Annotated in this window: 25 protein-coding genes; 7 read left to right on the plus strand and 18 right to left on the minus strand. The window is 39.8% G+C overall.

What is annotated here, in order from left to right; all coding sequences use genetic code 11:
* Window positions 1-25: 25 nt before the first annotated feature.
* The 3 genes from JWR87_RS17840 to JWR87_RS17850 form a co-directional block, all read right to left on the minus strand.
* Window positions 26-385 carry a Rieske 2Fe-2S domain-containing protein gene (locus JWR87_RS17840; RefSeq protein WP_297822728.1) on the minus strand — a complete coding sequence of 120 codons (360 nt, stop codon included), beginning with the start codon at window positions 383-385 and terminating at the stop codon, window positions 26-28.
* Window positions 386-1,576, minus strand: a complete 1,191-nt coding sequence (hflX, locus tag JWR87_RS17845; RefSeq protein ID WP_297822730.1) for a GTPase HflX — start codon at window positions 1,574-1,576, stop codon at window positions 386-388.
* Between the two features lie 87 nt (window positions 1,577-1,663).
* Window positions 1,664-2,452 (minus strand): outer membrane beta-barrel protein, encoded by a 789-nt coding sequence (locus JWR87_RS17850; RefSeq protein WP_297822732.1) that lies wholly within the window; start codon window positions 2,450-2,452, stop codon window positions 1,664-1,666.
* Window positions 2,453-2,761: 309 nt separating this feature from the next.
* On the opposite strand from JWR87_RS17850, the gene JWR87_RS17855 reads away from it, so the two are divergent.
* The 3 genes from JWR87_RS17855 (at window position 2,762) to JWR87_RS17865 (ending at window position 4,502) form a co-directional block, all read left to right on the plus strand.
* Entirely contained in the window at window positions 2,762-3,523 is a 762-nt protein-coding gene (locus JWR87_RS17855) for a response regulator (protein WP_297822734.1), read from the plus strand.
* Between the two features lie 103 nt (window positions 3,524-3,626).
* Entirely contained in the window at window positions 3,627-4,013 is a 387-nt protein-coding gene (locus tag JWR87_RS17860; RefSeq protein ID WP_297822736.1) for a response regulator transcription factor, read from the plus strand.
* Between the two features lie 135 nt (window positions 4,014-4,148).
* On the plus strand, window positions 4,149-4,502 hold the full coding sequence (locus JWR87_RS17865; protein ID WP_297822738.1) for a response regulator: 354 nt from the start codon (window positions 4,149-4,151) through the stop codon (window positions 4,500-4,502).
* A gap of 91 nt (window positions 4,503-4,593) precedes the next feature.
* Here JWR87_RS17865 and JWR87_RS17870 read toward each other — a convergent pair whose 3' ends face one another.
* From JWR87_RS17870 to JWR87_RS17900, 7 genes are all read right to left on the minus strand, one after another.
* On the minus strand, window positions 4,594-5,583 hold the full coding sequence (locus tag JWR87_RS17870; protein WP_297822740.1) for a DNA topoisomerase IB: 990 nt from the start codon (window positions 5,581-5,583) through the stop codon (window positions 4,594-4,596).
* Window positions 5,584-5,865: 282 nt separating this feature from the next.
* Window positions 5,866-7,650 carry a long-chain fatty acid--CoA ligase gene (locus tag JWR87_RS17875; protein ID WP_297822742.1) on the minus strand — a complete coding sequence of 595 codons (1,785 nt, stop codon included), beginning with the start codon at window positions 7,648-7,650 and terminating at the stop codon, window positions 5,866-5,868.
* Window positions 7,651-7,802: 152 nt separating this feature from the next.
* Window positions 7,803-8,063, minus strand: a complete 261-nt coding sequence (locus tag JWR87_RS17880) for a 2TM domain-containing protein (RefSeq protein WP_297822744.1) — start codon at window positions 8,061-8,063, stop codon at window positions 7,803-7,805.
* 229 nt (window positions 8,064-8,292) lie between these two features.
* Window positions 8,293-9,324: a hypothetical protein gene (locus tag JWR87_RS17885; RefSeq protein WP_297822746.1), complete on the minus strand. Its 1,032-nt coding sequence runs from the start codon at window positions 9,322-9,324 to the stop codon at window positions 8,293-8,295.
* Window positions 9,325-9,381: 57 nt separating this feature from the next.
* Entirely contained in the window at window positions 9,382-10,614 is a 1,233-nt protein-coding gene (locus tag JWR87_RS17890; RefSeq protein WP_297822748.1) for a DUF1015 family protein, read from the minus strand.
* A 119-nt stretch (window positions 10,615-10,733) separates the two neighbouring features.
* Entirely contained in the window at window positions 10,734-11,801 is a 1,068-nt protein-coding gene (gene serC / locus JWR87_RS17895) for a 3-phosphoserine/phosphohydroxythreonine transaminase (RefSeq protein WP_297822750.1), read from the minus strand.
* Window positions 11,802-11,920: 119 nt separating this feature from the next.
* Complete coding sequence (locus JWR87_RS17900; protein WP_297822753.1) at window positions 11,921-12,244, minus strand: hypothetical protein; 324 nt, start codon at window positions 12,242-12,244, stop codon at window positions 11,921-11,923.
* Window positions 12,245-12,720: 476 nt separating this feature from the next.
* Here JWR87_RS17900 and JWR87_RS17905 point away from each other — a divergent pair, with 476 nt between their 5' ends.
* Both JWR87_RS17905 and galK read left to right on the plus strand, forming a co-directional pair.
* Window positions 12,721-13,671 carry an aldose 1-epimerase gene (locus JWR87_RS17905; RefSeq protein WP_297822755.1) on the plus strand — a complete coding sequence of 317 codons (951 nt, stop codon included), beginning with the start codon at window positions 12,721-12,723 and terminating at the stop codon, window positions 13,669-13,671.
* Window positions 13,672-13,679: 8 nt separating this feature from the next.
* Complete coding sequence (gene galK / locus JWR87_RS17910; protein WP_297822757.1) at window positions 13,680-14,834, plus strand: galactokinase; 1,155 nt, start codon at window positions 13,680-13,682, stop codon at window positions 14,832-14,834.
* A gap of 78 nt (window positions 14,835-14,912) precedes the next feature.
* Here galK and tsf read toward each other — a convergent pair whose 3' ends face one another.
* The 4 genes from tsf to rplM all read right to left on the minus strand — a co-directional run bounded on the left by tsf (window position 14,913) and on the right by rplM (window position 17,832).
* Window positions 14,913-15,752, minus strand: coding sequence for a translation elongation factor Ts (gene tsf, locus JWR87_RS17915; protein WP_297822760.1), 840 nt, complete (start codon window positions 15,750-15,752; stop codon window positions 14,913-14,915).
* 212 nt (window positions 15,753-15,964) lie between these two features.
* Complete coding sequence (gene rpsB, locus JWR87_RS17920) at window positions 15,965-16,864, minus strand: 30S ribosomal protein S2 (protein WP_297822762.1); 900 nt, start codon at window positions 16,862-16,864, stop codon at window positions 15,965-15,967.
* Window positions 16,865-16,977: 113 nt separating this feature from the next.
* Entirely contained in the window at window positions 16,978-17,367 is a 390-nt protein-coding gene (rpsI, locus tag JWR87_RS17925; protein WP_297822764.1) for a 30S ribosomal protein S9, read from the minus strand.
* Window positions 17,368-17,388: 21 nt separating this feature from the next.
* A complete protein-coding gene (rplM, locus tag JWR87_RS17930) occupies window positions 17,389-17,832 on the minus strand; it encodes a 50S ribosomal protein L13 (RefSeq protein WP_297822766.1) in 444 nt (147 codons plus the stop codon).
* 343 nt (window positions 17,833-18,175) lie between these two features.
* Between rplM and JWR87_RS17935 the strand changes: the two genes are divergently transcribed.
* Window positions 18,176-18,787 carry an L-threonylcarbamoyladenylate synthase gene (locus tag JWR87_RS17935; RefSeq protein WP_297822769.1) on the plus strand — a complete coding sequence of 204 codons (612 nt, stop codon included), beginning with the start codon at window positions 18,176-18,178 and terminating at the stop codon, window positions 18,785-18,787.
* A gap of 42 nt (window positions 18,788-18,829) precedes the next feature.
* Here the strand turns inward: JWR87_RS17935 and JWR87_RS17940 are convergent, their stop codons facing one another.
* Entirely contained in the window at window positions 18,830-22,498 is a 3,669-nt protein-coding gene (locus JWR87_RS17940; RefSeq protein ID WP_297822772.1) for an AAA family ATPase, read from the minus strand.
* Between the two features lie 314 nt (window positions 22,499-22,812).
* On the minus strand, window positions 22,813-23,535 hold the full coding sequence (locus JWR87_RS17945) for a DUF1080 domain-containing protein (RefSeq protein ID WP_297822775.1): 723 nt from the start codon (window positions 23,533-23,535) through the stop codon (window positions 22,813-22,815).
* Between the two features lie 125 nt (window positions 23,536-23,660).
* Here JWR87_RS17945 and JWR87_RS17950 point away from each other — a divergent pair, with 125 nt between their 5' ends.
* Window positions 23,661-24,419: a PIG-L deacetylase family protein gene (locus tag JWR87_RS17950; RefSeq protein WP_297822778.1), complete on the plus strand. Its 759-nt coding sequence runs from the start codon at window positions 23,661-23,663 to the stop codon at window positions 24,417-24,419.
* A 55-nt stretch (window positions 24,420-24,474) separates the two neighbouring features.
* Here JWR87_RS17950 and JWR87_RS17955 read toward each other — a convergent pair whose 3' ends face one another.
* Window positions 24,475-24,900, minus strand: coding sequence for a DoxX family protein (locus JWR87_RS17955; RefSeq protein WP_297822782.1), 426 nt, complete (start codon window positions 24,898-24,900; stop codon window positions 24,475-24,477).
* A 55-nt stretch (window positions 24,901-24,955) separates the two neighbouring features.
* Window positions 24,956-25,939 (minus strand): aldo/keto reductase, encoded by a 984-nt coding sequence (locus JWR87_RS17960; RefSeq protein WP_297822785.1) that lies wholly within the window; start codon window positions 25,937-25,939, stop codon window positions 24,956-24,958.
* Window positions 25,940-26,004: the final 65 nt, after the last annotated feature.

Raw genomic sequence — 26,004 nt, forward strand, 5'->3', positions numbered from 1 at the left:
TAATAATGTTGGTAACACTATTTCTCTATTTAAAAATGTTTAACCAGCTATTTTCTTCGAAGCCTACAAATATCCCGGCTTCACGCTCCTCTAAAGCATAGATTTTTAAATAATACCCTTCGCCACTAACGTTTCGACCGTTGCCAAGGTTGAACTTGTACCGGTGTAAGGGACAAACGATATTTCCGGTTGCATCAATGAACCCATCGGCAAGGAGGCCGCCAGCATGAGGGCATTTGTGGGCGCAGGCAAACACTTCATTACCAATTTGTGCCAGTGTTATTTTTTTGCCTCCGACTTCTTTTACCATCAAATTGTTATCCTGCCATTGTAGTTCGCTTTTGCTATCGGCTACTTTAAACCATTTTATATTTTTTACGGCCATTTAAAAGAAATATTCAGACTTATAAGGGTAACGAATTTGGTACATCTCCCTTACTTTATTTAAAATTGTTTGTCTTAAATTGTCTATATTTTTTCTTTCCAGCGCGGAGACAAATACGCAGTTACCGCCTGTAATATTTTGCCACCTTTGTTTCAGATCCTGCAGGATTTCCTGCTTTACGTCATCTTCAAGCCACTCGTCGAAGGTTTGCTTTTCGTATAGATCCATTTTGTTGAAGATGGTAAGAATAGGCTTTTCAAAGGCCTTCAAATCCTGCAGCGTTTTATTAACCACACCAATCTGGTCCTCGTACTGGGGGTGCGAAGTGTCTACGACATGTAGCAATATATCTGCCTCTCTTACTTCATCCAGCGTGCTTTTAAAGCTTTCAACAAGGTGGTGAGGAAGTTTTCTAATGAAGCCGACAGTGTCACTTAGAAGAAAAGGCGTATTCTCGAACACGACCTTCCGTGTAGTTGTATCTAACGTTGCGAATAACTTGTTTTCTGCAAAAACCTCACTTTTACTGAGTAAGTTCATAAGCGTGCTTTTGCCTACGTTTGTATAACCTACGAGTGCGACCCGTATAAACTCTCCGCGATCTTTACGTTGGGTAAAAGACTGTTTGTCTATTTCACCCAGCCTTTTACGAAGCAGGCTTATTTTATCTTTTACAATCCGCCTGTCAGTTTCTATTTCCGTTTCCCCCGGGCCTCTTGAGCCAATACCACCTCCCTGTCTTTCGAGGTGACTCCACATACCACGTAAACGTGGCAAGATATATTGATACTGTGCAAGTTCTACCTGCACTTTAGCCTGTGCGGTTCGTGCCCGGCTGGCAAAAATGTCGAGAATAAGATCGCTCCTGTCTATTACTTTTATTTCGAGTTCTTTCTGTATGTTAGAAATCTGCGATCCGGTTAATTCATCGTCAAAAATTGCCAGTTGTATTTCTTTTTCCCACACATAATCTTTTATTTCTTCGAGCTTCCCTTTTCCAACAAAGGTTTTGCTATCGGGACGGGGTAGCTTTTGATAAAACGATTTTACTGCAACAGCACCGGCGGTTTCTGCAAGAAATGCTAATTCGTTTAAATATTCTTTTACCGCTGCTTCTGACTGGTCTTTATTAACCAACCCTATTAACACTGCTTTTTGCTCTTGCTGTATTTTATTACTCTTATCAATCAAAATGATATCGTTTTTTTAAAGGTACAAAACTAAAAAAAAGAAAGCCATCGGCATAGTACCGATGGCTGCCAAAAAAGGTGTTTCAAATTACAGGCCACTTAAGGCGATACCTAGTGAATAAGGCCTTATTCCCGTAGGTCCGGCAGCATCTTTCAGGAAAGATGTAATTTGGTAAGCTCCGTAAAAGCTAAGAATGCCATACCCTATTCTGGCAGTGGCAGCTAAACGTGTTGTATTAAAAAACTTCCTACTACTTTCCTTCTGTATATAGGGATTTATTGTGTTGCCGTTTTTATCCTGCAGTGTTTTCCCTTTTGTGTAGGCAGCTAACATTGTTCCTATCTTAACCCCTAATGCCACTTTGAAAGAAGAGTTGCTGTTTTCTGGATTAGAAGAATACCGTAATTCAATAGGAGCCTCAACGAATACGGTGGTTAACTTAAACTTTTTGAAATGATTTGCCGAGTCTACTCTTCTAAAAGGTAGCGCATTTGAAGTTGACTTAACATCCACATATCTTTTGTTGAAAAATATATTACTGCTTCCAATGCCAACACCCAAACCTACGCTCATTTTAGGATTCGTTTTAAACGGTTTATCAAGCATTACATAAGCATTGAAGAAACGGGAAAAGCCGCTCGGCTTCGTACTGTCGTTTGTACCCGTCCAGTTATCAAACCCATATTGTACCATAAAATGATCGTTCGAGCGATTGCTGAGGTCAATTTTATTCCAAGTTTTTTTCGGTGTTTCGACTGGTATAGGTTGTGCAGGTGCAACAAGATTACTATCGGGCCTGGGAGTAGTTGGGGTAGTTTGTGAATAAACGTTCTGTAAGCAGATGATACAAATCGCAGTAAAGAAGAAATACTTCATAAAGTGTGTTCTATTGATAATGTTTTGATGCAGATGTTATTTGTAATTCTGCGCAGCAGTTGTTAAAGTGTGGCAAAAATAACTGAATCGTTTACATTTAATTGGTTAAAATAAAGTCAAAAGAAATAGGCGCTAAAGGGTTAATGCTACGGCAGCTGCCACTGCCGTAACAAGCGATTACATCAGCAGAATTGCTATTTCATAAAAAGCCAGCAAGGAAAAAATTATCATGAAAGTAAAATTATTATCTCTTATTTAGCGTTAAGTGTCGGGCGAGCACTTGGCGGATTAGTATTTATAAAAGCAATTATGAGTGATAACATTTTATTGAATAAAAATGTGTTGGTAGCTGAAGACAACGCCATTAACCAAATGGTTGTGAAACACACATTATTAAAGCTAGGAGCAAGCGCTGATATTGCAGGTGATGGTGCTGAAGCAATAGAGAAATTTAAGAAGAATAAATATGACCTCATACTGATGGATATACAGATGCCTCTTATTGATGGGTACGACGCTACGATGTATATTAGAAATCAGCTTCAAAGTAATGTTCCAATTATTGCTATGACAGCTTTTGGCTTAAACGGTGAAGATGAAAAGTGTTACGAATGCGGGATGAATAGCTTTGTTTCAAAACCTTTTACAATTGAGAATTTAAGCAGTGTAATTCAAAAAGTTTTATCAGTGCCATTAGAAATTACTTCTAATCCTTATATCCTCGTAAGTAAAAATATTTCGGTTGACCTAACAATGTTATACGATATTTCTGCGGATGATGAAGGATATATTGGTGTAATGGTGCAAACTTTTCTTGAGAACATGCCTAATACTTTAAAAAAAATAGAGCAGTGTTTGGAAGATAAGAACTGGGAAGGTTTATACCAAGCCGCCCATTATGCTAAATCCACTCTTTCCGTTATTAAAGTAAGCGAGATGTTTGACGCAGTTTTAGCTATTGAAGCAAGTGCTAAAAACAAAACAAATCTGGAAACGTTGCCTGCACTGCTACAAAAAGTAACCGACTCTTTTTCGATTGCTCAAGACATTCTTGGCAAAAAGTTCTCGTAAACTGTAACTGACGTTATAACTAACTTGTTTAGCTTTTATTGTTGGTACGTTGTACTTTGCAGTAGAATTAAAGAGCCTTCAGTTCGGACCAATTTAAACCTATATGAAAATTTTAGTAGCGGAAGATGAGCCACTGATGTTGATGGCAATAGAAGCTAAATTAAGAAATGAAGGATTTGAAGTGATAGGTACGCAAGACGGCAGGCAGGCATTAAAATCTTTAGAAAGCATTGTTCCCGACCTTATTATTACTGATATATTGATGCCTTATACATCAGGACTTGAATTGATAAGCATTGTAAAATCAGGTCAAAATAAAAAAATACCAATTATTGTTTTATCCGGGTTAGGACAGGAAGATACAGTTATGGAAGCATTTCAATTAGGCGCCGATGATTTTATTACAAAACCATTTAATCCGACAGAACTTTCAGTAAGAGTTAAGCGCCTTTTAAAAATCCCTACCGGTACCACTAAGAAAAATAAATAGTGCTAAAAATTTTTTAAGTAACCTAAAAAGACTTCCTGACAATAAAAGGAGGTCTTTTTAGTTTAATAAACACGTAGCTTTTTGAAGATGAGCTACTTATCCTATTTCCAATCCTATATAAAAACCCATTTTTTAATGAAAGTTCTTTTCGTTCAGGAACAGCCATTCCTGGCAACAGCCTTGCAATTAACCATGCTATCAAAAGGCTTCGATCTGGTTGTTTCCGAAGATACCACACATGCCTGCTCTGTTATGAACCAGGTTAATCCAAACATTGTTATTGCTGACATTAGCAACGGTACGGCCATCTGCTATGTTGAGGAGGCAAGAAAGAAAAATGTACCTGTAATAGTTATTAGCGCAAACGGTAAAGAAACAGAACTTCAACAGGCGTTTGATAAAGGCGCCGACGACTATATGACTTTACCGGTATCATTAAGTGAATTAACACTGAGGGTTAGTATTTTAACCCGATCGCTGGTAGCTTAAATGGCTTTAGAATAGTTGCTATGGAAAGATCTGGTACAAGTGAGTGACACAACAAAAGATGAACCGGGGGATTTCTGCCGGTAACAAAAAATTAGTTCGATTTAAGAATGCTCATCAGTATTTTTTCCTCGTGTGTCAAACCTGACCTGTTATCATCCTCTTCAATTTTGTCTAAATCTTTAAGGTATTTTTCAATGCTTTTGGTTTCGTATAAACCTATAATCAAAGGATGCACGTAGTACTTTTTACAAACAGTACGAGTGTTGCCTAAAGCCTTTGAGACGGTGTCTAAAGCCTGAACGATGTTTCGTTTTGTTTGAGTTTGAGTATCGCTTAAGCCCAGTTCTTTAAAGGCTAAAAGTGCCTGAACGGTGCCGGACCAGGTACGTAGGTCCTTAGCAGTAAAGTCTCCATTAGTTAGACCTTTAATATAATCGTTGACCATTCCGGAGTCGATGTCACGTTTTTGGCCATTTTCATCGTAGTATTGAAACAATTCCTTGCCGGGTATATCCTGGCACTTTTTTACAATACTTGCCAGCTTTTTGCTTTTTATGTCAATATCGTGATAAACACCCTTTTTACCTTTAAAGGAAAACTTGATGCTCGTTCCCTGAACTTTTACGTGTTTATCTTTTAAAGTAGTGATGCCGTAAGAACCGTTCGCTTTTTCATACGAACAATTCCCTACCCGGATATTTGTTCTTTCCATAACACTTACCACAGCCGCCAGCACTTTCTGAAGAGGTAGGCCAGGAAGGGCCAGGTCTTTTTCCATCTGCAACCTTAATGAAGGAATGACAGTACCAAATTGATAGAGACGATAAAATTTTGTATGGTTACGTAAAGCATTCCAGGAAGCATGATACTTATATTGCTTTCGATTTTTAGTATCTATACCGGTAACCTGAAGATGGCCATTATCCACCGGACAGATCCATACTTGCTCCCAGGCCGGAGGGATTACCAATTGTTTTATCCGCAGCAGTGTTTCGTCGTCCGTTACCTGTTCGCCTTCATAATAATACTCAAACGTGTCCCCTACCTTCACCCTTTTTATTCCGGGTTTGGTGTCGTTCATGTAAACTAAGTTAACTGCTTGAGCGGTTTTTACGGGATCTTTTAAAAGCGCCCTTATTCTTCTCTTTGGTATTAATGCTATGTGATCGGCTTGTACGGTTGCAGGCATAAAATGTTTTCTCCTGCTTTTGAAAGGGCGAAAAATCGTACCTGAATGCAAATAGCTGATGGAGAAACAATTAAAAAAAAGCCTATAATTTTTGTTTAATATTTTGAGGAACGCTCTCTACAAATGGCTTTAGAGCGCTTTATTAAAAACCACTTCTTAACCCTTTCCAAATCACTAGCTATAAATTCTATCTACCGCTGCCTGGTGTTTTTCTAAAACCACTTTCCTTTTCAAGCTCATCTTTGGTGTCATTTCACCGGTCTCAATTCCCCACTCATTTGGTAGTAGTTCAAACTTTTTAATTTGCTCTACGTGGTTGAAATATTTGTTGAAACTGTCAACTAAGTCAATAAATAATTCTATAACCTTAGGATGTTTAATGGCCGCTTCGTTGGTAGTAAACGGAATTTCATTATCCCTCATCCATTCGCGCAACATAGTAAAAGACGGAACAATTAAAGCCCCCACAAATTTGTAACCAGAGCCCACAACCATTACCTGTTCTACATAAGTGCTTTCCTTTAGTTTGTTCTCTATAGGTTGAGGCGCCACATATTTTCCTCCGCTTGTTTTAAATAATTCTTTCTTTCGGTCTGTAATTTTCAGGTAGCGGTTAGACTCCCAAACGCCTATATCACCTGTGTGCAGCCACCCATCTATTATTACCTCCTCAGTTAAATCGGGCCGCTTATAATAGCCTAACATTACTGTGGGACCTTTCACTAATATCTCTCCGTCTTCAGCTAATTTTACTTCAATTCCTTTGATTGGCGGACCTACTGTTCCAAACCGGGTATCTGTCTTAGGAATTTTTCTGTTTACACTTATAACCGGACTATTCTCCGTTGGGCCATATCCCTCATATATGGGTATTTTCGCTGCTGTAAATATTCTTAGCAGTTTAACCTGGCAAGCAGCACCACCAGTTACAACAAATGAAATGTTTCCGCCAAGGGCATCTCTCCACTTACTAAAAATTAGTTTGTTAGCAAGGGCCAGTTGTGCATTATACCAAATTCCTCCATCTGTATGATTATCATATTTTTCGGCTAATGCCACAGCCCAAAAAAACAGCTTTCGCTTTACCCCTGTCAAATCATTGCCTTTCGACATAATTTTTTCAAAAACTTTCTCTAATAACCGGGGAACGGTAGTAAACCCGTCGGGTTTTATTTCCCGTAAATTCTCAGCAATCGTTTCTAAACTTTCTGCGTAGTAAATGCTAATACCACTAAACGTAAAAATATAGGTGACCATTTTTTCGAAAATGTGGTTCAAAGGCAAAAAGCTTAAAACCTTCTGCATTGGCGCATCCGGAAAAGGAAAACTCTCGCGGCTAAACTGAACGTTGGTGTATATGTTCTCATGACTAAGCATTACACCTTTAGGCGTACCTGTTGTACCAGATGTATAAATAATGGTAGCCACTTGTTTAGGTGAAATCCGGGCCTTTAGCTCACCCGCTTCTTGCAACAATGCAGGTTCATGCACTAGCAGACTTCTCCAGTTTTCAGCCCCTGGCACATTGTCAAAAGTGTAAATATTTTTCAAGGAAGGCACCCTATCTGCCACTATTAGAATCTTTTCCAGCAGTTCTTTGCTACTTACAAAAATCATTTTAATTGCCGCATCTCTAAAAATAAACTCTAATTCCAGTGAGCTGGTTGTGGGGTAAACCGGAACCAAAATAGCACCTGTTTGTTGTACGGCAAGGTCTGCAAAAATCCATTCGGGCCGATTGTTACTTATGATTGCCACTTTATCTGCATTTTCTACAGACATATCATTCCCACTTATTCCTTTTTGTAGCAAACCGGCACTAAGCGCGTTTACAGTTTCCTGTACTTCTCTGGTGCTGTGTCGTTGCCAGCTACCATCAACCTTTGCAGCCAGCATGTCCGCTTTTGGAAACTTTGATAACTGGTAATCTAAGCAGTCAAACAATCTTTTTAATTCCATATAACAGTCGTTAGATTTTTTTTTAGGTCGGCTTAATCACTTGCTCAGGCATTGTTGCGTCGCACACTTGTACACTTGATTGTGATATCAGCAGGTAACCACTTCGATATTTTTGCCTCTAATAACACATTTACCCCTATTATGCTGCGTTTTCAGCTTTTTATATCTTCGTCAGCAAGTTCTTTTTTGTTGACTTTATAAGCTTTGAAGTATTGAATAGTAAGACTAACGCCCCACCCAAGCGTTATCCAGACAGGCCAGGGATAACCGGTAAAGCCAGTGATCCGGCCGGTAGTAATCCACCAGATAATCCACAGAAAAACAATGACAGCTACGTATGAATATAAACTCTTTCTAAAATCAGCCCTTTTACGAGCGATATTTTGAAGACGTTCATCATTGGCTTCGTTCATTGGGATTTATTTTGCCATTAAAATAAGCATATTGACACGAATAAAAAAAGTATTCGAATACTTCAGTCTCTGGAGGACCAAATTCTATAACGAGTTATAAAAAATAGCAGAATAGACAGCAATTTTAAAAGTAGTACCTGTACCTAATAGAATAAAAGTACAAGAGTGCGACGCAACGGAAGCCATACCAAAGCGACTAACGCCTGGCTAAAACCGATTTACAAGAAAATTACATTGGGTGGTATTGCTGGCCCTCGGGAATTTTGAAAACTTTGCTCCGGATAAAAGCAAGAAAAGAGTTCAACTCAGCCTGGTGAAATTGCTGCCAGGTCTGATACGTTTTCAAATTTGAGGCAGGACCGAACATCCAAAAATTGTAGGCTTCAAACATACCTTCCTGTAAAAGCTGCCTTTGATGCTCGAATAACTTAAATGGAAATGTATTGCCATACTTATTGTACCAATCGAGGATAAAACGCGTTCTGATAACTGTTAGGGTTTCAGGCGTTATTCCATAAGTTACATGTGCCTGTTGCAAATTTAAAGTTTCACCCACTGCGGTGGCAAACATAACAGTAGGTTTCTTCTTCTTTTTTGGGTCTGCGTCAACAGGGGGCTTGTAGCCGGAAATAAAAAACTTTTTATACTGATCAAGCAACAGGTTTTTCATTTCGGTGGTACGGGCTGTAAAGCTTTCCATGTTTAAAAACATTTCTGCATACAGAATAGACCAAACTATGTCGCCCTTCTGGGCATACTGCCTTGAAAGGAAAAAATAATTACTACTGTGATTGGGGTCCTCTTCTATACCTTTTTCCCATAATTTCTGAGCTCTTTCAGGTTCTTTATTGGCTATTAAGTCCCCATACTCGCTATACAAAATTCCTTCGTTTGGAAATTTAAGGATACCTGCTTTATATAACTTCTCAGCCTCTTTATCCTCAGCAACAGATTTAAAGGCAAGACCAAGCATTTGAAAACTTTGGGCATCTGCATCTGGCCTGGCAACAAGGGGTCGACCCACTTCCATAGCCTTGGCAAAATCCCTTTTAAGGTAATAGGCAAACAATAAGTCTTTGTTTATCTGTAGACTATTTGGCTGCATTTGCTGGGCCTTTGTTAATACCAGAATGGCATTTTCATAATCACCCTGCCGCAAAAAAGTTTGAGCCGTTTCATGCAGCTTACCTGCATCTTGCTCAGTTTGAGCATAACAAGCTGAAACTGCAAAAAATAAAACCAAACACAGAAATGTTTTCATAAAATATTCTTCTATAAACGAAAAGAGACGAACCTTGTCGCCTCGCTTTCTAAATTTTTAATTTATCAGATGGGTTAACAATCCATCCCGCAACTTTGGTTCGAACCAGGTGCTTTTGGGTGGCATTACGTTTCCACTATCTGCAATGTCAAACAACTGCTGAATACTAACAGGATACAAGCTAAAGGCCACAGCCATTTCGCCAGAATCCACTTTTTGAATCAATTCACTTAATCCTCTTATCCCGCCTATAAAATCTATTCTCTTATCGGTCCTTTGATCTTTTATGCCTAATATTTTATCTAAAATATTATTTTGAAGAATAGTTACATCTAAAACACCTATCGGATCGCTCCCAAAAGTTCCTTCTTTAGCCGTCAATGAATACCAATTTTTATCCAAATACAAACCAAACTGGTGAAGAGCAGAAGGTTTTACTTCATTTTCTCCGGTTTTCTCTATGTCAAAATCTACACCAACCTTTTCAAGGAAGGCTTCAGCCGACAAATTATTCAAGTCCTTAACAACCCGGTTATAATCCATAATGTGCAACTGATTAGCCGGGAACAGGGTGGTTAAAAAATAATTGGCTTCATCGCCCGCTTTACCATTTAAAGATGCACGAACCTTAGCAGCAGATGCGGCCCGATGATGCCCGTCGGCGATGTACGTATTAGGAACTTCTTCTTCAAAAAGAGCCGTTATCTGGCTTATTGAAGCAGAGTCATTGATAACCCAAATTGAATGTTGAATGTCATCATCAGCCTTGAAATTGTACACCGCATTGCGGTCTCTTTTCCATTGACCCAAAAGGTTGTCAATAGCTTCTACATTTCGATAAGCTAAAAACACATTACCAGTTTGAGCACCAGTTGTTTTTATATGGTTTATCCTGTCCTCTTCTTTTTCTGGTCGGGTAAATTCGTGTTTTTTGATGATATCATTTTCATAATCATCAATAGAACTTGCACAAACAAGACCGGTTTGGCTACGACCATTCATCAGCAGCTCGTAGATATAATAACAAGGTTTGCTCTCCCTGAAAAGGACATTGCGCTGCACGAAGGCATTTAAGTTTTGTTTTGCCTTCTCATAAACTTCTTTGCTATGTATATCCACACTTTCGGGCAGGTCAATTTCGCTTTTAGTTATATGTAAGAATGAATAAGAGTTGCCTTGCGCTTCAACTTTTGCTTCCTTGCTGTTTAACACATCGTAGGGACGTGAAGCAACTTTAGGAGCCAATTCTGCTGCTGGTCTCAGGGCTTTAAAGGGTAAAATTTTTGCCATTAATTAAAGAAATTATGAATGCAAGATAGGAAATGTTACCGGTTACCTCCCTCCGGTTACCTGTTTCCCATGGTTGGTTACGACTGGTAACAGGAAACCGGCGATCTGTAACGGCCTTTCTATCCTACTTTGTTTGCGAAATCTTTCATTACCTGCACCAGCACTTCAACGCTGGTTAGAGGCAATGCATTATAAAATGAAGCTCTAAATCCACCAACAGAACGGTGACCTTTAATGCCGTACAAATTTTCCTCCTTAGCAACGTTAAGGAACTGCTTTTCCAACGAAGTGTCTTCCATTACAAATACTGCGTTCATTTTACTGCGGTCTTCTTTGGCCACCGGTCCCCTAAATATTGGTAAGGCGTCGAGGGTAGAATAGAACAAATCTGCTTTTTGATTATTTAGTTTTTCTATGCCAGCAACGCCGCCCATTTTTTTTATCCACCTGAGGGTAAGCATACTTACATAAATAGCAAAAACCGGTGGGGTATTTAGCATCGAACCGTTTTCGATATGAATTCGATAATCTAAAATTGTAGGAATCTTACGCGATACTTTTCCAAGCATATTTTTATTTATGACCAACAAATTCACTCCCGCAATACCGATGTTTTTCTGTGCGCCTGCATATATTAATGCATGTTTATTAAAGTCAAGCTCGCGGCTCAAAATATCGCTGCTCATATCGGCTACCAGCGGAAGATGTGTTTCAGGAACGGTTTGCCACTGTGTACCTTCTACTGTATTATTGGTAGTATAGTGCAGGTATACCGCATCAGCAGGCGTAGTAAATTCTTTTGGAAGGTATGTATGGTTTTTATCCTTTGAAGAGGCAACAACGTTTACATTACCAAAAAGCCGCGCTTCTTTAATTGCCTTGCTACCCCAAATCCCATTGTCGATGTAAGCAGCCGTTTGCCCTTCGCCGAGCAAGTTATAGGGAACCTGCATAAATTGTGTACTTGCGCCACCATGAAGAAATAAAACTTCATGATCGGCATCAAGGCGCATCAACTCTTTAACCAGTGACACTGCCTCGTGCAAAACTTCCTCAAACAATGCCGTGCGATGACCAATTTCTAAAATAGAAAGACCGCTGTTGTTGAAATTTAAAAGACTCTCGCTTGCCTGTTGCAACACCTCCTTCGGAAGTATACTTGGACCAGCATTAAAATTATGAACCATAAAAAAAATTGAAGTGCAAAGTAAACGAAAGCAGTAAAAAGTTCAAGCAATATCTTTCATTTACGGGTGCTTTCAATTTTCAACAGAATGTAAAAATGCGGTTGTTATCGAACCTGTTATTAAGCTCCTTCCTCATCGCGTGCCTGCGCTTCCAATCCTTTATTTAGTTCTGTATCACCGTAGGGCTTTCGTTCTGCTGTGCCGGCTCTATCCGTTCCTGCGGCGTCATCGCTGTTTGTTTGCAGGTCGTCAACTATAGATGCACTTAGCATATTTTCTTCTTGTAAATGGTGCTGTTTCTTATCTTTTTCAAACTCCGCCGGTCTTTGCAGCATACTGTTACCCTTAAAAAGACTGTTTTCATCGGTATTGCTGTTTCCTGCATTTGCACTACTATTAGCATTTACTGACACGCCATTTTCATCCTCCGCTTGATGTAGCATAACTTTTCTTTTTTTGAAAAAACTACTAATGTTATGCCATGGAGCCTGTGAGCACGCCTAAGTGAATAAGAATTACCCTTAAGATTTATATTTGTTTGGTACAAACATTTGTTCCCCAACCAAACTTTGCTTGCGACGCATTTCGTTCATCTGTGTCTTTTCAATTTAGCTTGTAACTGCTCGTTTCATTCATTTTATTCTTGTTCTTATAAATTTGCAACAGAAACAACAAAAAGATAAAGTTTTACTACTGGTGCAATCAATGTTAATGAACTTTACCGAGCTTCGGCTTGAGACGGTTTTGTTTTTGAAGTCGCTGGTTATGTTTTTGGGTTGAATAATGAAAAACAGGTACAAGGGTGCGACGCAAGTAAAGTTTAATAGTAGTGACGCGGCTGGCTAAAAAAATATTTTTCCCTTAAGTTTTAAAGGTAAATCAGGGCAAAAAGGATTATTCATACAAGTAATTTTTTCATATGGCATTTGAAGTTATAGTATCTTCTTACGGGCAACATTCTGTTATCGTTCTAAAGGATGTAACTACTAACACTTTTGCGGAGATTTATAATTTTGGCGCCTTGCTTAATAATTTTACCTCTGAACACCATGGAACTGCTATCAATATTATAGATGGTTTTTCGAGCCCGGCAGAGGCTGCAGATAAAGTAACCGTGTTTTTTAAAAGTGCAAAACTTTCCCCTTTTGCATGCAGGGTTAAAAATTCGAAATATAAGTTTGGAGAGAACCATTATTTGCTAAGCAAGTTTGCTTTAAGAGGTACTGCAATACATGGACTGATATATAATGCTGTTTTTGAAATAAGCGAGCAGTTTAAGGATGACGAAAAGGCATCTGTTAAATTGAGTTACGTATATGAGAACGATATGGAGGGTTATCCATTCAAATTCAAGTCAGAAGTAGAATATGAGTTGACCACGGGTAATGCCCTTACTGTAAAAACCACTGTAACAAATCTGGACGAGCAACTAATGCCCGTAGTCGACGGCTGGCATCCTTACTTTACCTTAGGCGATAGTATAAATGATTACCAGGTGGAATTTCAAAGCAAGGAAATGCTAGAGTTCGACGGAGACCTGGTGCCTACCGGAAAACTTATTCCTTACCAGGAGTTTGGCTCTATAAAAAACTTTGGAACAAACGAATTAGATAACTGCTTTACTTTAAATTTTGCCGGGTGTCAACCAATGTGTGTGATCCGGCACCCAAAGAAAAAAGTTCAGATAGAATTCCACCCGGATGAAAGTTATCCGTACTTACAACTGTATACCCCCGAACATAGAAAAAGTATAGCGGTAGAAAATCTAAGCGGTGCACCTGATGCCTTTAATAATGGCATGGGCTTAAAAGTTTTGCAACCTGGAGAATCAACTATTTTTACTACAAAATTTATTACAAGATCTTTATAAAAATAATTATGTCTTCAATTAAGATTGCTGAAAAATTTGCCGAAAAGTTTGGTACTACGCCAAGACTTTTTTTTTCTCCGGGCAGAATAAACCTCATAGGAGAACATATTGATTATAACGACGGATATGTAATGCCGGGAGCGACAGATAAAGGCATCTGGTTTGCTGTTGCGCCCAATGCCACAGATACTGCAAACTTTTACAGCGCTGACCTTAATGAGGCTTACTCAACGCCATTAACTACTATTACGCCTGTTGAAGGCTGGCAAAACTATTTGCTTGGAGTAATAGACCAGGTGCAAAAAAGAGAATTAACGATACAGGGTTTTGATTGTGTTTTTGGGGGAAACGTTCCAATTGGTGCAGGCATGTCTTCGTCTGCCGCTGTAGAGTGCGGATTGCTGTTTGCACTAAACGAAATTTTTGAGCTTCAGCTGCAACGAACGACAATGGCAACAATGGCTCAAAAAGCAGAACACACTTTTCCGGGAGTGAAGGTTGGTATCATGGATATGTTTGCCAGCCTGATGGGTAAGCAAAACAACGTTATTCTACTTGACTGTATGACTCTCGATTATAGGTACCTGCCATTGGATTTGGAAGAATATTCCCTCGTTCTGATCAATACAAAAGTTAAACATTCTTTAGCAACCGGGGAGTATAACCAGCGACGTCAACAATGCCAGGAAGGGTTTGCCAAGCTACAAACGTTACTGCCCAACGTGAAGTCGTTCAGGGACATTAAACCTGAAGAAGTGGAAAAGCATAAGGCCGAACTTGGTGACGTGAATTATAAAAGATGCTTGTATGTAACGCAAGAAATTGAGCGTACACAAAAAGCTGCTGTTCTATTAGAAGACAATGAACAGGAAGCATTTGGAAAATTGATGTTTCAAACACATGAAGGGCTTAGCCAGCTTTATGAAGTGAGTTGCAAAGAACTTGACTTTTTAGTTGAACAGGCAAAAAAACATGCTTCAATTATTGGAAGCCGGTTAATGGGTGGCGGCTTCGGAGGCTGTACCATAAACCTGGTACATAAAAAGGATTGGGCAGAGGTAGCTGAGAAGATAACAACTGCTTACAAGCAAGAATTTGATATTGATGCAGAAGTGTATGAAGTAGCTACAAGCGATGGAACGCACGAGATTGTTGGAGGGTAAGTATCTATATGACTAAGTATAAAATAAAAAGGGACCGCGTGGCGGTCCCTTTTTATTTTTATACTTAGTCGCAAAATTTTATCCTAAAGCCACACGCTTAAAATCAAGCACTTTCAATTCGCTATCTACACTCTTTAGATAATCAGAAACAGTTTTGCTGTTGTCTTTTACAAAAAGCTGGGCGGCCAACGTGTTTTCTTTAAAGAAAGCATTCAATTTACCATCTGCGATTTTTGCAATCATCTCTGCAGGCTTGCCAGCCATTTTTGGATCTGATGCAATTTGCTCAGTTACGATTGCTCTTTCTCTTTCTACGGTTGTAGCAGGAATTGAAGACGGATCAACAGCCAAAGGATTCATTGCAGCAATTTGCATAGCAAGGTCTTTACCTGCTTCAGCAGACTCTCTGTTCAATCCGACTAAAACACCCATACGGTTTGCACCATGAATGTAAGAAGCAACGTAAGGAGCTTCAATTCTTTCGAAGCGGCTTACACCGATTTTCTCACCTATAGACGCGAGCTTGTCGTTGATAAGGTCTGAAACCTTCGCTCCGTTAACGGTTACTTCGTTTACTTCCTCTGCACTTTTGGCATTGTTAGCGATAGCAGCATCGGCGATACTTGTTGCGAAAGCAACAAATTCGGCATTCTTGCTTACGAAGTCTGTTTCGCAACTGATGGTAAGTACGATACCAACTTTGTGATCGAAAGTAGTTCTTGCAACTACGACACCTTCTTTAGCTTCACGGTCGCTACGTTTCGCAGCAACTTTCTGACCTTGCTTACGCAACCAGTCAATAGCTCCTTCAAAATCTCCGTTGGTTTCGGTTAGGGCTTTACGGCAATCCAACATGCCGGCACCAGTTGCCTGGCGCAATTTATTTATATCCTGCGCGGTTATTGTTGCAGTTGACATATTGAAAAAATTAAAAATTAAAAATTAAAAACGAAAACCACATAGTTACATAAGTCACACGAAACGTGTCTATGTGCCTATGTGGTTTTATTATTAGCTGAATAATAAATTATCCAGTACAAGTGTGCGACGCAACGATGATAAATAGTAGTACTAAAGCTGGATCAAAAACACTTTCCTCTTTACTTACAACTTAATACTTACCACTGTAACTATCTAGGACCTCCGGGACCACTTGGTCTGCGGCTAGCTCCACCTGGAACACGACGCTTTTGAGGACCAGCAGGACCGCCGGTTGTATTGCCACGACCTCTACCACCACCACGTGAAGCTTCAGCCTCGGCTTCGGCTTGTAAACGGGCAGCTCTTCTTTCAGCATCATTGTCTACATCACCATCTGTATCATCGTCTTTAGAAGCTTGTCTTTCGGCAAGTCCCTCAGCGATAGCAGCAGCTATGTAGTTGGTAATGATGGCAACAGATTTTGTAGCATCGTCGTTAGCAGGAATTGCAAAGTCAACTTTGTTAGGATCGGAATTGGTATCTACCATACCGAAAGTGGTAACCCCTAAACGTTTTGCTTCAGAAAGAGCGATATGCTCGTGACCAATATCAACAAGGAACAAAGCAGCAGGGGCACGACCTAGTTGAGCGATACCACCAAGCACCTTTTCCATTTTTTCTTTGTCGCGGGTAAGTGTCAAACGCTCTTTTTTAGTAAGGCTTTCAGCGCTACCGTCGTTCAACATTTTTTCGATGCTCTGCATTTTCTTCACGCTCTTACGAACAGTGTTGAAGTTGGTAAGCATACCACCTAACCAACGCTCGGTTACGAAAGGCATGTTTACTTTTTTAGCAGCTTCCATCACGATCTCTTTTGCCTGCTTTTTAGTTGCAACAAACATGATCTTCTTTCCACTCTTAGCAATGCTTTTCATAGCGGCAGCAGCTTCCTGCAAACCTTCTACGGTTTTGTTAAGGTCGATGATGTGAATACCTTTTTTCTCCGCGAAGATGTAAGGCAACATCTTTGGGTTCCACTTCTTCTTCAGGTGACCAAAGTGAACACCGGCCTCCAGAAGTTGTTGTTGTAGTGAAGTGTTATTTTCCATTGTCTTGATTATGATTAATGTTGTAAATATTATTAGCCGTGAGCAACGAGCTTTGAGCCTCGAGCAAAAACCGAAAAGGCTCAAGGCTCGAAGCTGATAGCTCGTAGCTTTCCTTATCTCTTACTGAACTGGAAGCTTCTTCTTGCTTTCTTCTTACCTGGTTTCTTACGCTCAACGCTTCTAGGGTCACGCTTTAATAAACCTGCCGCTTTTAAAGTAGGACGTAATTCAGGATTAACTTCGAGAATAGCACGGGAAATACCAAGCTTTGCAGCTTCGGCCTGACCTTTCATTCCACCACCAGTTGCATTGATTTTTACATCAAATTTATCAGTGCCTTCAATAACTTTAAAAGGTTGTTCTACCTGGTTTTGCAGGTAAACCAGCGGAAAATATTCTTTGTAATCTTTACCGTTTATGATGATTTTACCTTCGCCTCTATTCAGGAAAACCCTGGTAACAGCTTCCTTACGACGACCTACGGCATTTTTTTGTTTTTCCATTTTTTATGCTTGTAGCCTGTTTTAAAATGTTAATGGTTGAGGTTGCTGTGCAGTATGAGGATGTTTGTCGCCTGCGTACACAAATAGTTTCTTATACATCTTACGACCTAAACGATTTTTAGGAAGCATCCCTTTTACAGCTCTTTCAACGATCACTTCAGGGCGACGCTTTAAAAGGTCTTTTGCGATCTCCACTTTTTGGCCACCTGGGTAACCCGTGTAGTGCATGTATTCTTTTTCATCCATTTTGTTACCGGTTAATTTAACCTTATCACAGTTAATAACGACAACGAAATCACCACAATCAACGTGGGGAGTGTAATACGCCTTATTCTTACCGCGAAGAACTGCTGCGATTTTAGCACAAATGCGACCAACGGTTTGATTAGTGCCGTCAACAACGTGCCAGTTACGCTGTACGGTAGCCTCGTTCGCAGATTTGGTTGTGAAATGTAGTTTGCTCATTTTATAATTTTTAAGTTCATTGGTGCTATCCCACCAATTTTTAATGGACGGCGAAGGTAGTAGCATATATTGGAAAAAAGAAAGCTTTGAACAACTATTTTAAATGCAACCTTTGTAACTGGTTCATTTTCAATTATAATTTTGTTGTTAATTTTTTGTTGTGCTATTGTGGGGGGCTGTTTTGCCGCTATTTGCTTTGGTTGTGTCACTCTCTTGTACTTGTATCAAGCATTGCAGCCGGTTTAAGGCAAAGGCTTAAGAAATGCCTCAATTGTTGTTTCTTCGAGAAATAGTGCTTTAGGTGCTGTACAAAAAATGGTATAATATTTTAATCATCCGTAACATGCTTATTCATCTTCATCCTGTTAATCCGCAACCGAGGCAAATAAAAACAATTATAGAATGTTTGTTGGATGGAGGAGTCATTATTTATCCTACTGATACTATCTATGGGTTGGGCTGCGACATTTTTAAAAAACAAGGAGTTGAAAGAATTTGTCGCATTAAGCATATTGATCCTCAAAAAGCACAACTGAGTTTTGTTTGCCATGATTTAAGTGACCTCAGTAAATACACTCAAAGCATTTCTACTCCCCTGTATAGAACTTTAAAAAACTATCTACCCGGGCCGTATACTTTTATCTTACCCGCAAACAGCGAAGTACCTAAAATTTTACATAGCAAGAAGAAGACAATCGGTTTGCGGATTCCTGATAATGTGATTGCAAATACAATTGTACAGGAGCTGGGCCACCCCATACTAAGTGCCTCTTTACCGGGAGATATGGTAGAAGAATACACTGATCCTGAATTAATTTACGAGAACTTTGGAAAACTGGTTGATATTGTAATTGACGGCGGACAGGGAGGTATGACCCCTTCTACCATTGTGGATTGTACACGCGAACCTTATGAGGTTATCAGGCAGGGGCTTGGCGAATGGGGCGAAGAGTGAAACCATTAGCGGTTGCCTGTTGCAGGTTAGAACCTAAAACTTCTACACATACTCTTTTCCATAACTCTTCACCTTAATCTTACTGTAACCTCCTGGCTGTTTGCTAACTTCTATTTGTGTGCCTATTCGTTCTTTCAGCGCCTCTACGTGCGAGATGATACCAATCATTTTTCCAGAGGCTTGTAAGTTTTCTAATGCTGAAATTGCTACATCCAGGGTTTCGGCATCAAGCGTTCCAAAACCCTCATCGATAAACAGGGAGTTGATTTGTGTTTTACTTCCGGCAAGGTCGGACAGACCGAGGGCAAGTGAAAGACTAACGAGGAAACTCTCCCCTCCGGAAAGTGTAGTCATTGGACGAATAACATCTGCCTGGTAAGAGTCTATAATTTGAAGTTCTAAATCCTTCTCCGCACTTTTTAGAATCCGGTATCTGTCACTTAATTTGTTCAAGTGCCGGTTTGCCAATTCAGTTAGTCTTGCAAGGGTTAGCCCCTGTGCAAATTTGCTAAACTTCTTTCCGTCTGCTGAACCAATTAGTTGTGATATTTTATCCCATCGACTACAATCTTTTTGCTGTTCTTCTGCCTGTGCTGCTACTTCTTTATGCTTAGCAGATTGTCGTGCATCCTCTTCAACTGTACACTGCAGACCTCCGATTTGTTGGTTTAACTCTCGTATTAATTGATCCTGTTGGCTCTGTACCACTTCTAATGCACCTATATTTTCCACGGTCAGATTTTTTTCAATCTCTGCTTTGTATTCTTCCTCTACATTTTTTAAAATGCCTGCCGTGGTTGCAATGTTTTGTTCAATTTGTTGTTTTAAACCAGATATTCTTTGTTCTTCTTCAACCGGAATAAATAGTACTTCCAATTGTTCTATGGAAGCAATTCCTTCTGCTGCCAACTTGTTAATTAACTGGTCGTGGGCCACCATATACTTCTCACTGACCGCTCGTAACTGGCTTTGCCATTCCCTATTTCTTTCTTCACTTACTTTTAAAGTTTGGTCTTTCTGGTGTAAATCGTTTTGAAGGTTCTCCACCATACTTTTAGACTGCTGCAATGCTTCATTCAATTTTTTACGTTCCATTGAAGGGTCTTTATCACCAAATATTTCTTTCCTTTCACTTCGTAATACCTGCAAATTTTCCTGCTCCGCTTTCAGAGCGACTGCGTGTACATCCAGCTTTCCTGTTTTTTCAGTAGTAACCCCTTTTGCACTAATATATTCAGCTTCAATCCTTCCTTTGTCGATTTTACATTGTTGTTGATTTTTTAAGTACCTGCTGTATTCGCCAAACTTCATTTTTAACGCTTCCTCGAAAGCATAACCTATAGCGGGATTATAAGCAATACCGTAGCCAGATAAAAGCGTAATGGCAGCATCGTTTATATTTTGCTTATTGCTTGTATGAACTTTTAAATCTTCCTGTAGTCGTTCTATGTTGCGTCTTATGGCATTTATTCTTTCCTCAATTTGCAATACCGAGCTTTCAAATCGGATTAATTCCTGTTCTTTACTATTAAGCTGGCTTGCCTGAAGAGTAAATTGCTGTTGTAAAGTTCTGATTGTAAAGATTTGCTCTGAAAGCTTTTTATGTTCTCTTTCTTTATTTGCTATGATAGCGCCAATCACTTTGCTGTCTTCAATATGTAATGGTTTTGGAAGTTCTGCGTTGTTTTTTTCAAATGCATCGAAAGCGTTTCTTATTGCTATAACAAGCTGCTGCCGCTCATGATTTAATTGCGAAACATTATTAGAAAGGGTATTAACCGTTAAAGCCTTTTTTGTGTATTTTTTCACAAGCACATCTAAATAAGCTTTGTGATTGTCCCTTTTTTGAACGGCTTCGCTCACGCGGCTTTTATAATAATTATCAACAAAAGGATGGTGCATTGATCCACATAAAGGGCAGGGTTTTTCCGGCTCTAATTGTTGGCGTTCCTCATCATATTTTTGTATCCGCATTTGCAACTCAACCAAATGTTGAAAATCCGCTAATATTTCTTCAGCTTTCTCTTTGTCGATTTCCAATTGCTTGAGCTGTTCATTTTCTTTGTTACATTCTTTATTCAAATCATCGAGTTGCTGATTAACCTGTTGTCGTCGGTCAAGGTGCGTCTTATAATCCGCCGACAACCGCAACTGATCTTTACAAACAGCTATTAAAGCAGGCAAAGCATTGGCTTGTAATTCAATTTCTTCAACGGCTTGTTCACCTGTAGCTTCACGTAACTTTTGGTTCGTTGCTTCTTGTTGAAGATGAAGCTGCGCTATAACCTTTTTAACGGTTTCTGCTTGTTCAGTTGATTTTTTAAGATTTAAGCATTCTTCTTTTTGCTGACCCTCAAATTTCGTGGTTTCCTTAGTTGCCTTCGAAATCACTTCATCCGTTGCCGCCAGTTCCTTTTTAATTTGCTGGTATGCCTGCAAATCTTTTTCAATGTTGCTTTCTGCTTTATGTTCGTCCAACCATTTTTCTATAGCTGCTATTTGCTTTTCGCACTCTTCCAGCTCCTGCTGCTTTTGACTCATTAAGAGCGTTGACTTCTCTGCTTCCTTTTGTAAAGCTGCAAATGCATTGGTCGTTTGACAAAGATGCTCTTCTTTACCCTCTATTTCCGTGTCTTTTATAATCACAGTTTCCAGTAATGGCTCTGCTTCTAAAAGTGCAATTTGCGCCTCGTTGTACCTATTTGTTGCAGCCTCTAGTTGGGCTGAAACTTTTTCAGCTTCTTCTTTCAAAACAGGCAGTTGGTTGTTTACTTCAGCCAACCTATTTTCAATTTCTGCTCTTTGTTTTCTTTGTTCGTACACTGCTTGTAAAGCAAGCTGATGAGCGGATGCCACAGTGTGCTGTTTCAGCTTTTCAAAACCGGCTTCATTGTCTTTTGCCTGTTGCCTGAAGCCCTCCAGTTCCTGTGCGTGCAACTGTCTTTTACTGCCAAGTGCGTTTATTTTTTGCAGCCAGTTTATTTTGATTTCTGCATCCAGCTTTAACTGTTTTATCCTTGCTTCTTCTTCTTTCTGTTGTTGCAGTCTTTCTGTTATGGCATTTTTCTCCTCTTCTGACAGCAATATCACATCACTCATTCTTGCACGTAATGCTTCCAGCAGCACTTTTTTTTCTTTAGACTTTTCGAATACATATGCCGAAATCTGCGAGTAAATACCAGTATCTGTAATTTTTTCAAGCAGCTCACTTCGTTCGTTTTCGCTTGCTTTTAGAAACCGTGTAAAGTCACCCTGTGATAACATAACCGAACGTAAAAACTGGCTGTAATCCAACCCACACAATTCAACTATTTTACTTTGTACAGCAATAAGAGGATGAGCAATAATGATGTCGCCTGTTAAGGCATTTGCCAGTTCCATCTTAGCTGTTTGTAAAGCGCCGTCGGGTCGGTTTCGGCTTCTTCGTAAAGACCATTTTGCCCTAAACAATTGGTTGTTTACTTCAAATTCAACTTCGGCATACGTCTCTCCTGTAAACCTGGTCATGCTCTCGCTTGCATCCTTATCATGCCGGTGTACACGACCATACAAGGCTACCGTTATTGCATCGAGGATAGTTGTTTTGCCTGCGCCTGTAGGACCGGTTATAGCAAACAAACCACTTTCGGTGAAAGGAGGTTTGTTGAACTTTATTTCATGTTCACCTTTTAAAGAATTCAGGTTCAAAAACTTTATACTTATGATCTTCATGGTGAAAGGAGCAATGTGGAAATTTAAACTGCAAAGGTTTAAGCATGCAATTTATTTAAAAGCGGTAAAACTGCCTGAGACTCGTTTAATACCAGTTTGGTAGCCATCAAGCTTAGTATTCTTCTGATAAGTAGTAGGGAGATTTTGAGTAAAAAATGGAAAAAGCCAAATAGAATTGCGGCAGTTGAACGGAGCGTCGCAACAAAGGTTCAACATGTGGAACTCCGCCTATTAACTAAAGGAAAAATTGAATTAACCCCTTACCGCTTGTACGTCCGTTTAAATCAAACAGAGCTAATCTTTCTTCACCAATGCTAACTTCTTTTATCGGTTACCAGTTCACATGGTGTTCCTGTTAATTTGCTAATAGGCGTTAGCTCAACTTTCCTGAATTCGACTTCTGAACCTTCAGCTTGCAATGCAATTTGTCCGTGGTCGGCAGTACAGTTAAAACCACAATTTACCAGGTCGCCATTAACCCAAACTTTTATTGATCTTTTTACGCACTCTATCACCATAGTGTTCCATTGACCTACCGGCTTTTCAGACCCATCGGTAAGGTTTAGTATGCGTCGTTTTTTATTTCCGTTTATGCCCCATTCTGCTTTGGGGCCCCGCCTTTTTTCCATATCAGGAACTGCGATATCTTCTTGTATGCACCAAAAATCGCCTGCATTTTCTGTCATCATCTGGGACTCTATAGCTTTGGGAAACATCTTGTACAATGCCCTCGGCGTGGAAGCATGTACTAAAACGCCGCAATTGCCGGGCACACCTGCAAAACGGTACTCTACCTGCAGCCTATAATTTTTGTAAACAGCATTCGTAATAAGGTGACCGCCGGGGGTTCCCAAACTTACCAGCAAGCCATTTCTGATAATGAAAGGAGTTTTTAAAGAGCTGTCAGTATCCATAGCGGGAATATCTGCATGCCACCCCTTAAGATCTTTACCGTTAAAAAGGCTAATTGTTTTTGGTTTAAGTTTAAATGAAAGAGTTGACAAAAGTATTATCGTGAATAAAACCAGCTTTTTCATATGTTTATTCATTATTTTATAAAAATGAAATATAGCACAAAATGAAGCGGCTATAACAGAAGTTTTTATGTGCGAAATACTACCGGTGGATATTTGGCTTTAATGGAAAAATCTTTATAACAAACATGAAATCAAGGCGAGCGTTTTTGAAAAATACATCAGCAAGTGTAGGTTTGCTTTCATTGCCAGGTGTATTAAATGCACAGAAAAAAGAGAAAATTGAAAAGAAGAAAATTGTATGTGTAGGTGGACATCCTGACGACCCTGAAAGTGGATGCGGAGGTACATTGGCAGCGCTTGGTAAAAAAGGACATTCGATAACGATTATTTACCTAACAACAGGCGAAGCGGGTATTGAAGGTAAATCACATGCTGAAGCTGCTGCAATAAGAAAACAGGAAGCGCTAAATGCTTGCGTAATATTAGGGGCTAAGCCGGTGTTTGCTGGCCAGGTTGATGGAGATACCATAATGGATAACGCATGGCTAGGTAGAATTCAAAAATTAATTTATGATGAAAAGCCCGATGTTGTATTTACACACTGGCCGCTGGATTCTCATAAAGATCACCAGGTAGCGGGTTTGTTAACTATTCAGTCGTGGGTAAGAGCGCAACAAAAATTTCCGCTCTATTTCTTTGAAGTTTGTGCGGGTGAACAAACGATGACCTTCCATCCTACTGACTATATTGATATTACAGAAACCCAGGAATTAAAAAGAAAAGCAGTGTTTTGCCATACCAGCCAAGATCCGCCGGGTATCTATAGTTGCGGACATGCCGCTATGGAAGAATTTAGGGGAAGAGAGCTAGGCGTAAAAGCAGCAGAAGCATTTGTTTGTATGACTGGCAGAAAGCAAAGTTCTTTATCTAATTTGTATTTGTAGCAGTTTAAATATAAGCCGTATTTCTTCCCGCACTGCTTATATACGAAAGCCAAGGCTAATACCTGCTCCGGTTTTTACCGAAAATTAAAGAATCGACCGAATATTTACCGCCGCCTAAAATGAGAAAGCCAACGAAAAAAATTAGGTACACGATGGCCAGCTCCTTTTTTGCCAGGGGTTGAGTGGCGTGTGCATAAAAAATAGCAACAAGCATATTTATTATTAAAGGCACGCTTGCAAGCCGGGTGGCCAGTCCCAGAATGAGGAGTATGGAACAAAATGCTTCTGCAAAAACAGTGAGAGCCAAACTTGCGGTTGCACCGATTCCAAAGGGATCGGCAAACTGAACATTTCCCGAAACCAGGTTTTGCAATTTTGGGATGCCGTGAGTAAGCATCAAAGCGCCTACAACCAGCCGGGCAATAAGTAGCCAGATATTAACCCCGTTATTATTTACCGCAGTAGAAAAGGTTCTTCTCATGGATCTGTTTTTACTATTTTATTTTTTGCTTCATTTTGCTTAAACAAAGTTATTCTTAATTCTTGTCTGCCCATTTATAATTCGCCTCGCTATACCTGTCGCCAACATTCGGATATTTTGCCAAAACAGCTTCAATGTCGTGGACGTCTTGTGTTGTTAGTATTACATCTACACTAGCCGCATTGTCTTTTAGTTTATCCCGCTTTTTTGTTCCCGGAATAGGGATCACATTTGATCCCTGTGCCAACACCCACGCCAATGCAAGCTGAGCAGCACTACACGCTTTTTGCTTTGCTAATTCTGCAAACGCCCGGGCCAGGTTTACGTTGTTTTGCTGGTATTCTTGCTGGTACCGGGGAAGTGTTCTTCGGAAATCATTTTCAGGAAGATCATTGAAATTTAGGGTATTCGTCATCAGGCCGCGGGCAAGTGGGCTGTATGGAACAAATGCAATTCCAAGTGCTTTGCACAAAGGCAAAATTTCTTCTTCAACACCCCGAGTAAGTAAAGAGTATTCGCTTTGCAGCGCAGCTATCGGATGTACCGCATGAGCTCTTTTAATAGAATTTGCAGAGGCTTCAGATAAACCAAGATAACGGACCTTGCCTTGTTTTACCAGCTCAGCCATGGCACCCACCATTTCTTCCACGGGAATCCGCTGATCTATGCGGTGCGCATAATACAGGTCGATTACGTCAACTTTTAATCTTTTCAAACTTGCATCTATTGCCTGGCGCATATATACGGGGGAACCGTCGAAATAACTTCCCTTGCCATCTTCTGTTGCGCGAAATCCAAACTTAGTGGCTATAAAAATTTTGTTTCGATTCGTAGTTAATACTTTTGATATTAATTCTTCATTGCTACCGTTTCCGTAAAAATCAGCAGTATCCCAAAAGTTGATACCTAAGTCAAGCGCATAGTGAAGTGTTGCAATAGATTCATCATCGTCGGGCACGCCATAAGCATGGCTCATACTCATACACCCTAAACCTATTGCTGATAATTGTTCGTTTTGACCAAGCGTTCTGTATTTCATAAAGTGCGAATATTTGGTGTAGGGGGCTACTATGGCCGACAAAATAACTATGCCCTTCTTCGCAA

Source organism: Segetibacter sp. (genome assembly GCF_025963695.1).
Lineage (GTDB): Bacteria > Bacteroidota > Bacteroidia > Chitinophagales > Chitinophagaceae > Segetibacter.

Excerpts from the sequence above, each read along its gene's own strand:
- rpsB (WP_297822762.1), bottom strand. The coding sequence starts at position 16,864 with ATGGAAAATAACACTTCACTACAACAACAACTTCTGGAGGCCGGTGTT.
- JWR87_RS17935 (WP_297822769.1), top strand. The coding sequence starts at position 18,176 with ATGCTTATTCATCTTCATCCTGTTAATCCGCAACCGAGGCAAATAAAA.
- JWR87_RS17855 (WP_297822734.1), top strand. The coding sequence starts at position 2,762 with ATGAGTGATAACATTTTATTGAATAAAAATGTGTTGGTAGCTGAAGAC.
- JWR87_RS17865 (WP_297822738.1), top strand. The coding sequence starts at position 4,149 with ATGAAAGTTCTTTTCGTTCAGGAACAGCCATTCCTGGCAACAGCCTTG.
- rplM (WP_297822766.1), bottom strand. The coding sequence starts at position 17,832 with ATGAGCAAACTACATTTCACAACCAAATCTGCGAACGAGGCTACCGTA.
- JWR87_RS17885 (WP_297822746.1), bottom strand. The coding sequence starts at position 9,324 with ATGAAAACATTTCTGTGTTTGGTTTTATTTTTTGCAGTTTCAGCTTGT.
- rpsI (WP_297822764.1), bottom strand. The coding sequence starts at position 17,367 with ATGGAAAAACAAAAAAATGCCGTAGGTCGTCGTAAGGAAGCTGTTACC.
- JWR87_RS17870 (WP_297822740.1), bottom strand. The coding sequence starts at position 5,583 with ATGAACGACACCAAACCCGGAATAAAAAGGGTGAAGGTAGGGGACACG.
- JWR87_RS17875 (WP_297822742.1), bottom strand. The coding sequence starts at position 7,650 with ATGGAATTAAAAAGATTGTTTGACTGCTTAGATTACCAGTTATCAAAG.
- JWR87_RS17890 (WP_297822748.1), bottom strand. The coding sequence starts at position 10,614 with ATGGCAAAAATTTTACCCTTTAAAGCCCTGAGACCAGCAGCAGAATTG.
- JWR87_RS17955 (WP_297822782.1), bottom strand. The coding sequence starts at position 24,900 with ATGAGAAGAACCTTTTCTACTGCGGTAAATAATAACGGGGTTAATATC.
- serC (WP_297822750.1), bottom strand. The coding sequence starts at position 11,801 with ATGGTTCATAATTTTAATGCTGGTCCAAGTATACTTCCGAAGGAGGTG.
- JWR87_RS17960 (WP_297822785.1), bottom strand. The coding sequence starts at position 25,939 with ATGAAATACAGAACGCTTGGTCAAAACGAACAATTATCAGCAATAGGT.
- JWR87_RS17905 (WP_297822755.1), top strand. The coding sequence starts at position 12,721 with ATGGCATTTGAAGTTATAGTATCTTCTTACGGGCAACATTCTGTTATC.
- JWR87_RS17850 (WP_297822732.1), bottom strand. The coding sequence starts at position 2,452 with ATGAAGTATTTCTTCTTTACTGCGATTTGTATCATCTGCTTACAGAAC.
- JWR87_RS17945 (WP_297822775.1), bottom strand. The coding sequence starts at position 23,535 with ATGAAAAAGCTGGTTTTATTCACGATAATACTTTTGTCAACTCTTTCA.
- JWR87_RS17860 (WP_297822736.1), top strand. The coding sequence starts at position 3,627 with ATGAAAATTTTAGTAGCGGAAGATGAGCCACTGATGTTGATGGCAATA.
- JWR87_RS17900 (WP_297822753.1), bottom strand. The coding sequence starts at position 12,244 with ATGCTACATCAAGCGGAGGATGAAAATGGCGTGTCAGTAAATGCTAAT.
- JWR87_RS17840 (WP_297822728.1), bottom strand. The coding sequence starts at position 385 with ATGGCCGTAAAAAATATAAAATGGTTTAAAGTAGCCGATAGCAAAAGC.
- JWR87_RS17940 (WP_297822772.1), bottom strand. The coding sequence starts at position 22,498 with ATGAAGATCATAAGTATAAAGTTTTTGAACCTGAATTCTTTAAAAGGT.
- JWR87_RS17880 (WP_297822744.1), bottom strand. The coding sequence starts at position 8,063 with ATGAACGAAGCCAATGATGAACGTCTTCAAAATATCGCTCGTAAAAGG.
- tsf (WP_297822760.1), bottom strand. The coding sequence starts at position 15,752 with ATGTCAACTGCAACAATAACCGCGCAGGATATAAATAAATTGCGCCAG.
- JWR87_RS17950 (WP_297822778.1), top strand. The coding sequence starts at position 23,661 with ATGAAATCAAGGCGAGCGTTTTTGAAAAATACATCAGCAAGTGTAGGT.
- galK (WP_297822757.1), top strand. The coding sequence starts at position 13,680 with ATGTCTTCAATTAAGATTGCTGAAAAATTTGCCGAAAAGTTTGGTACT.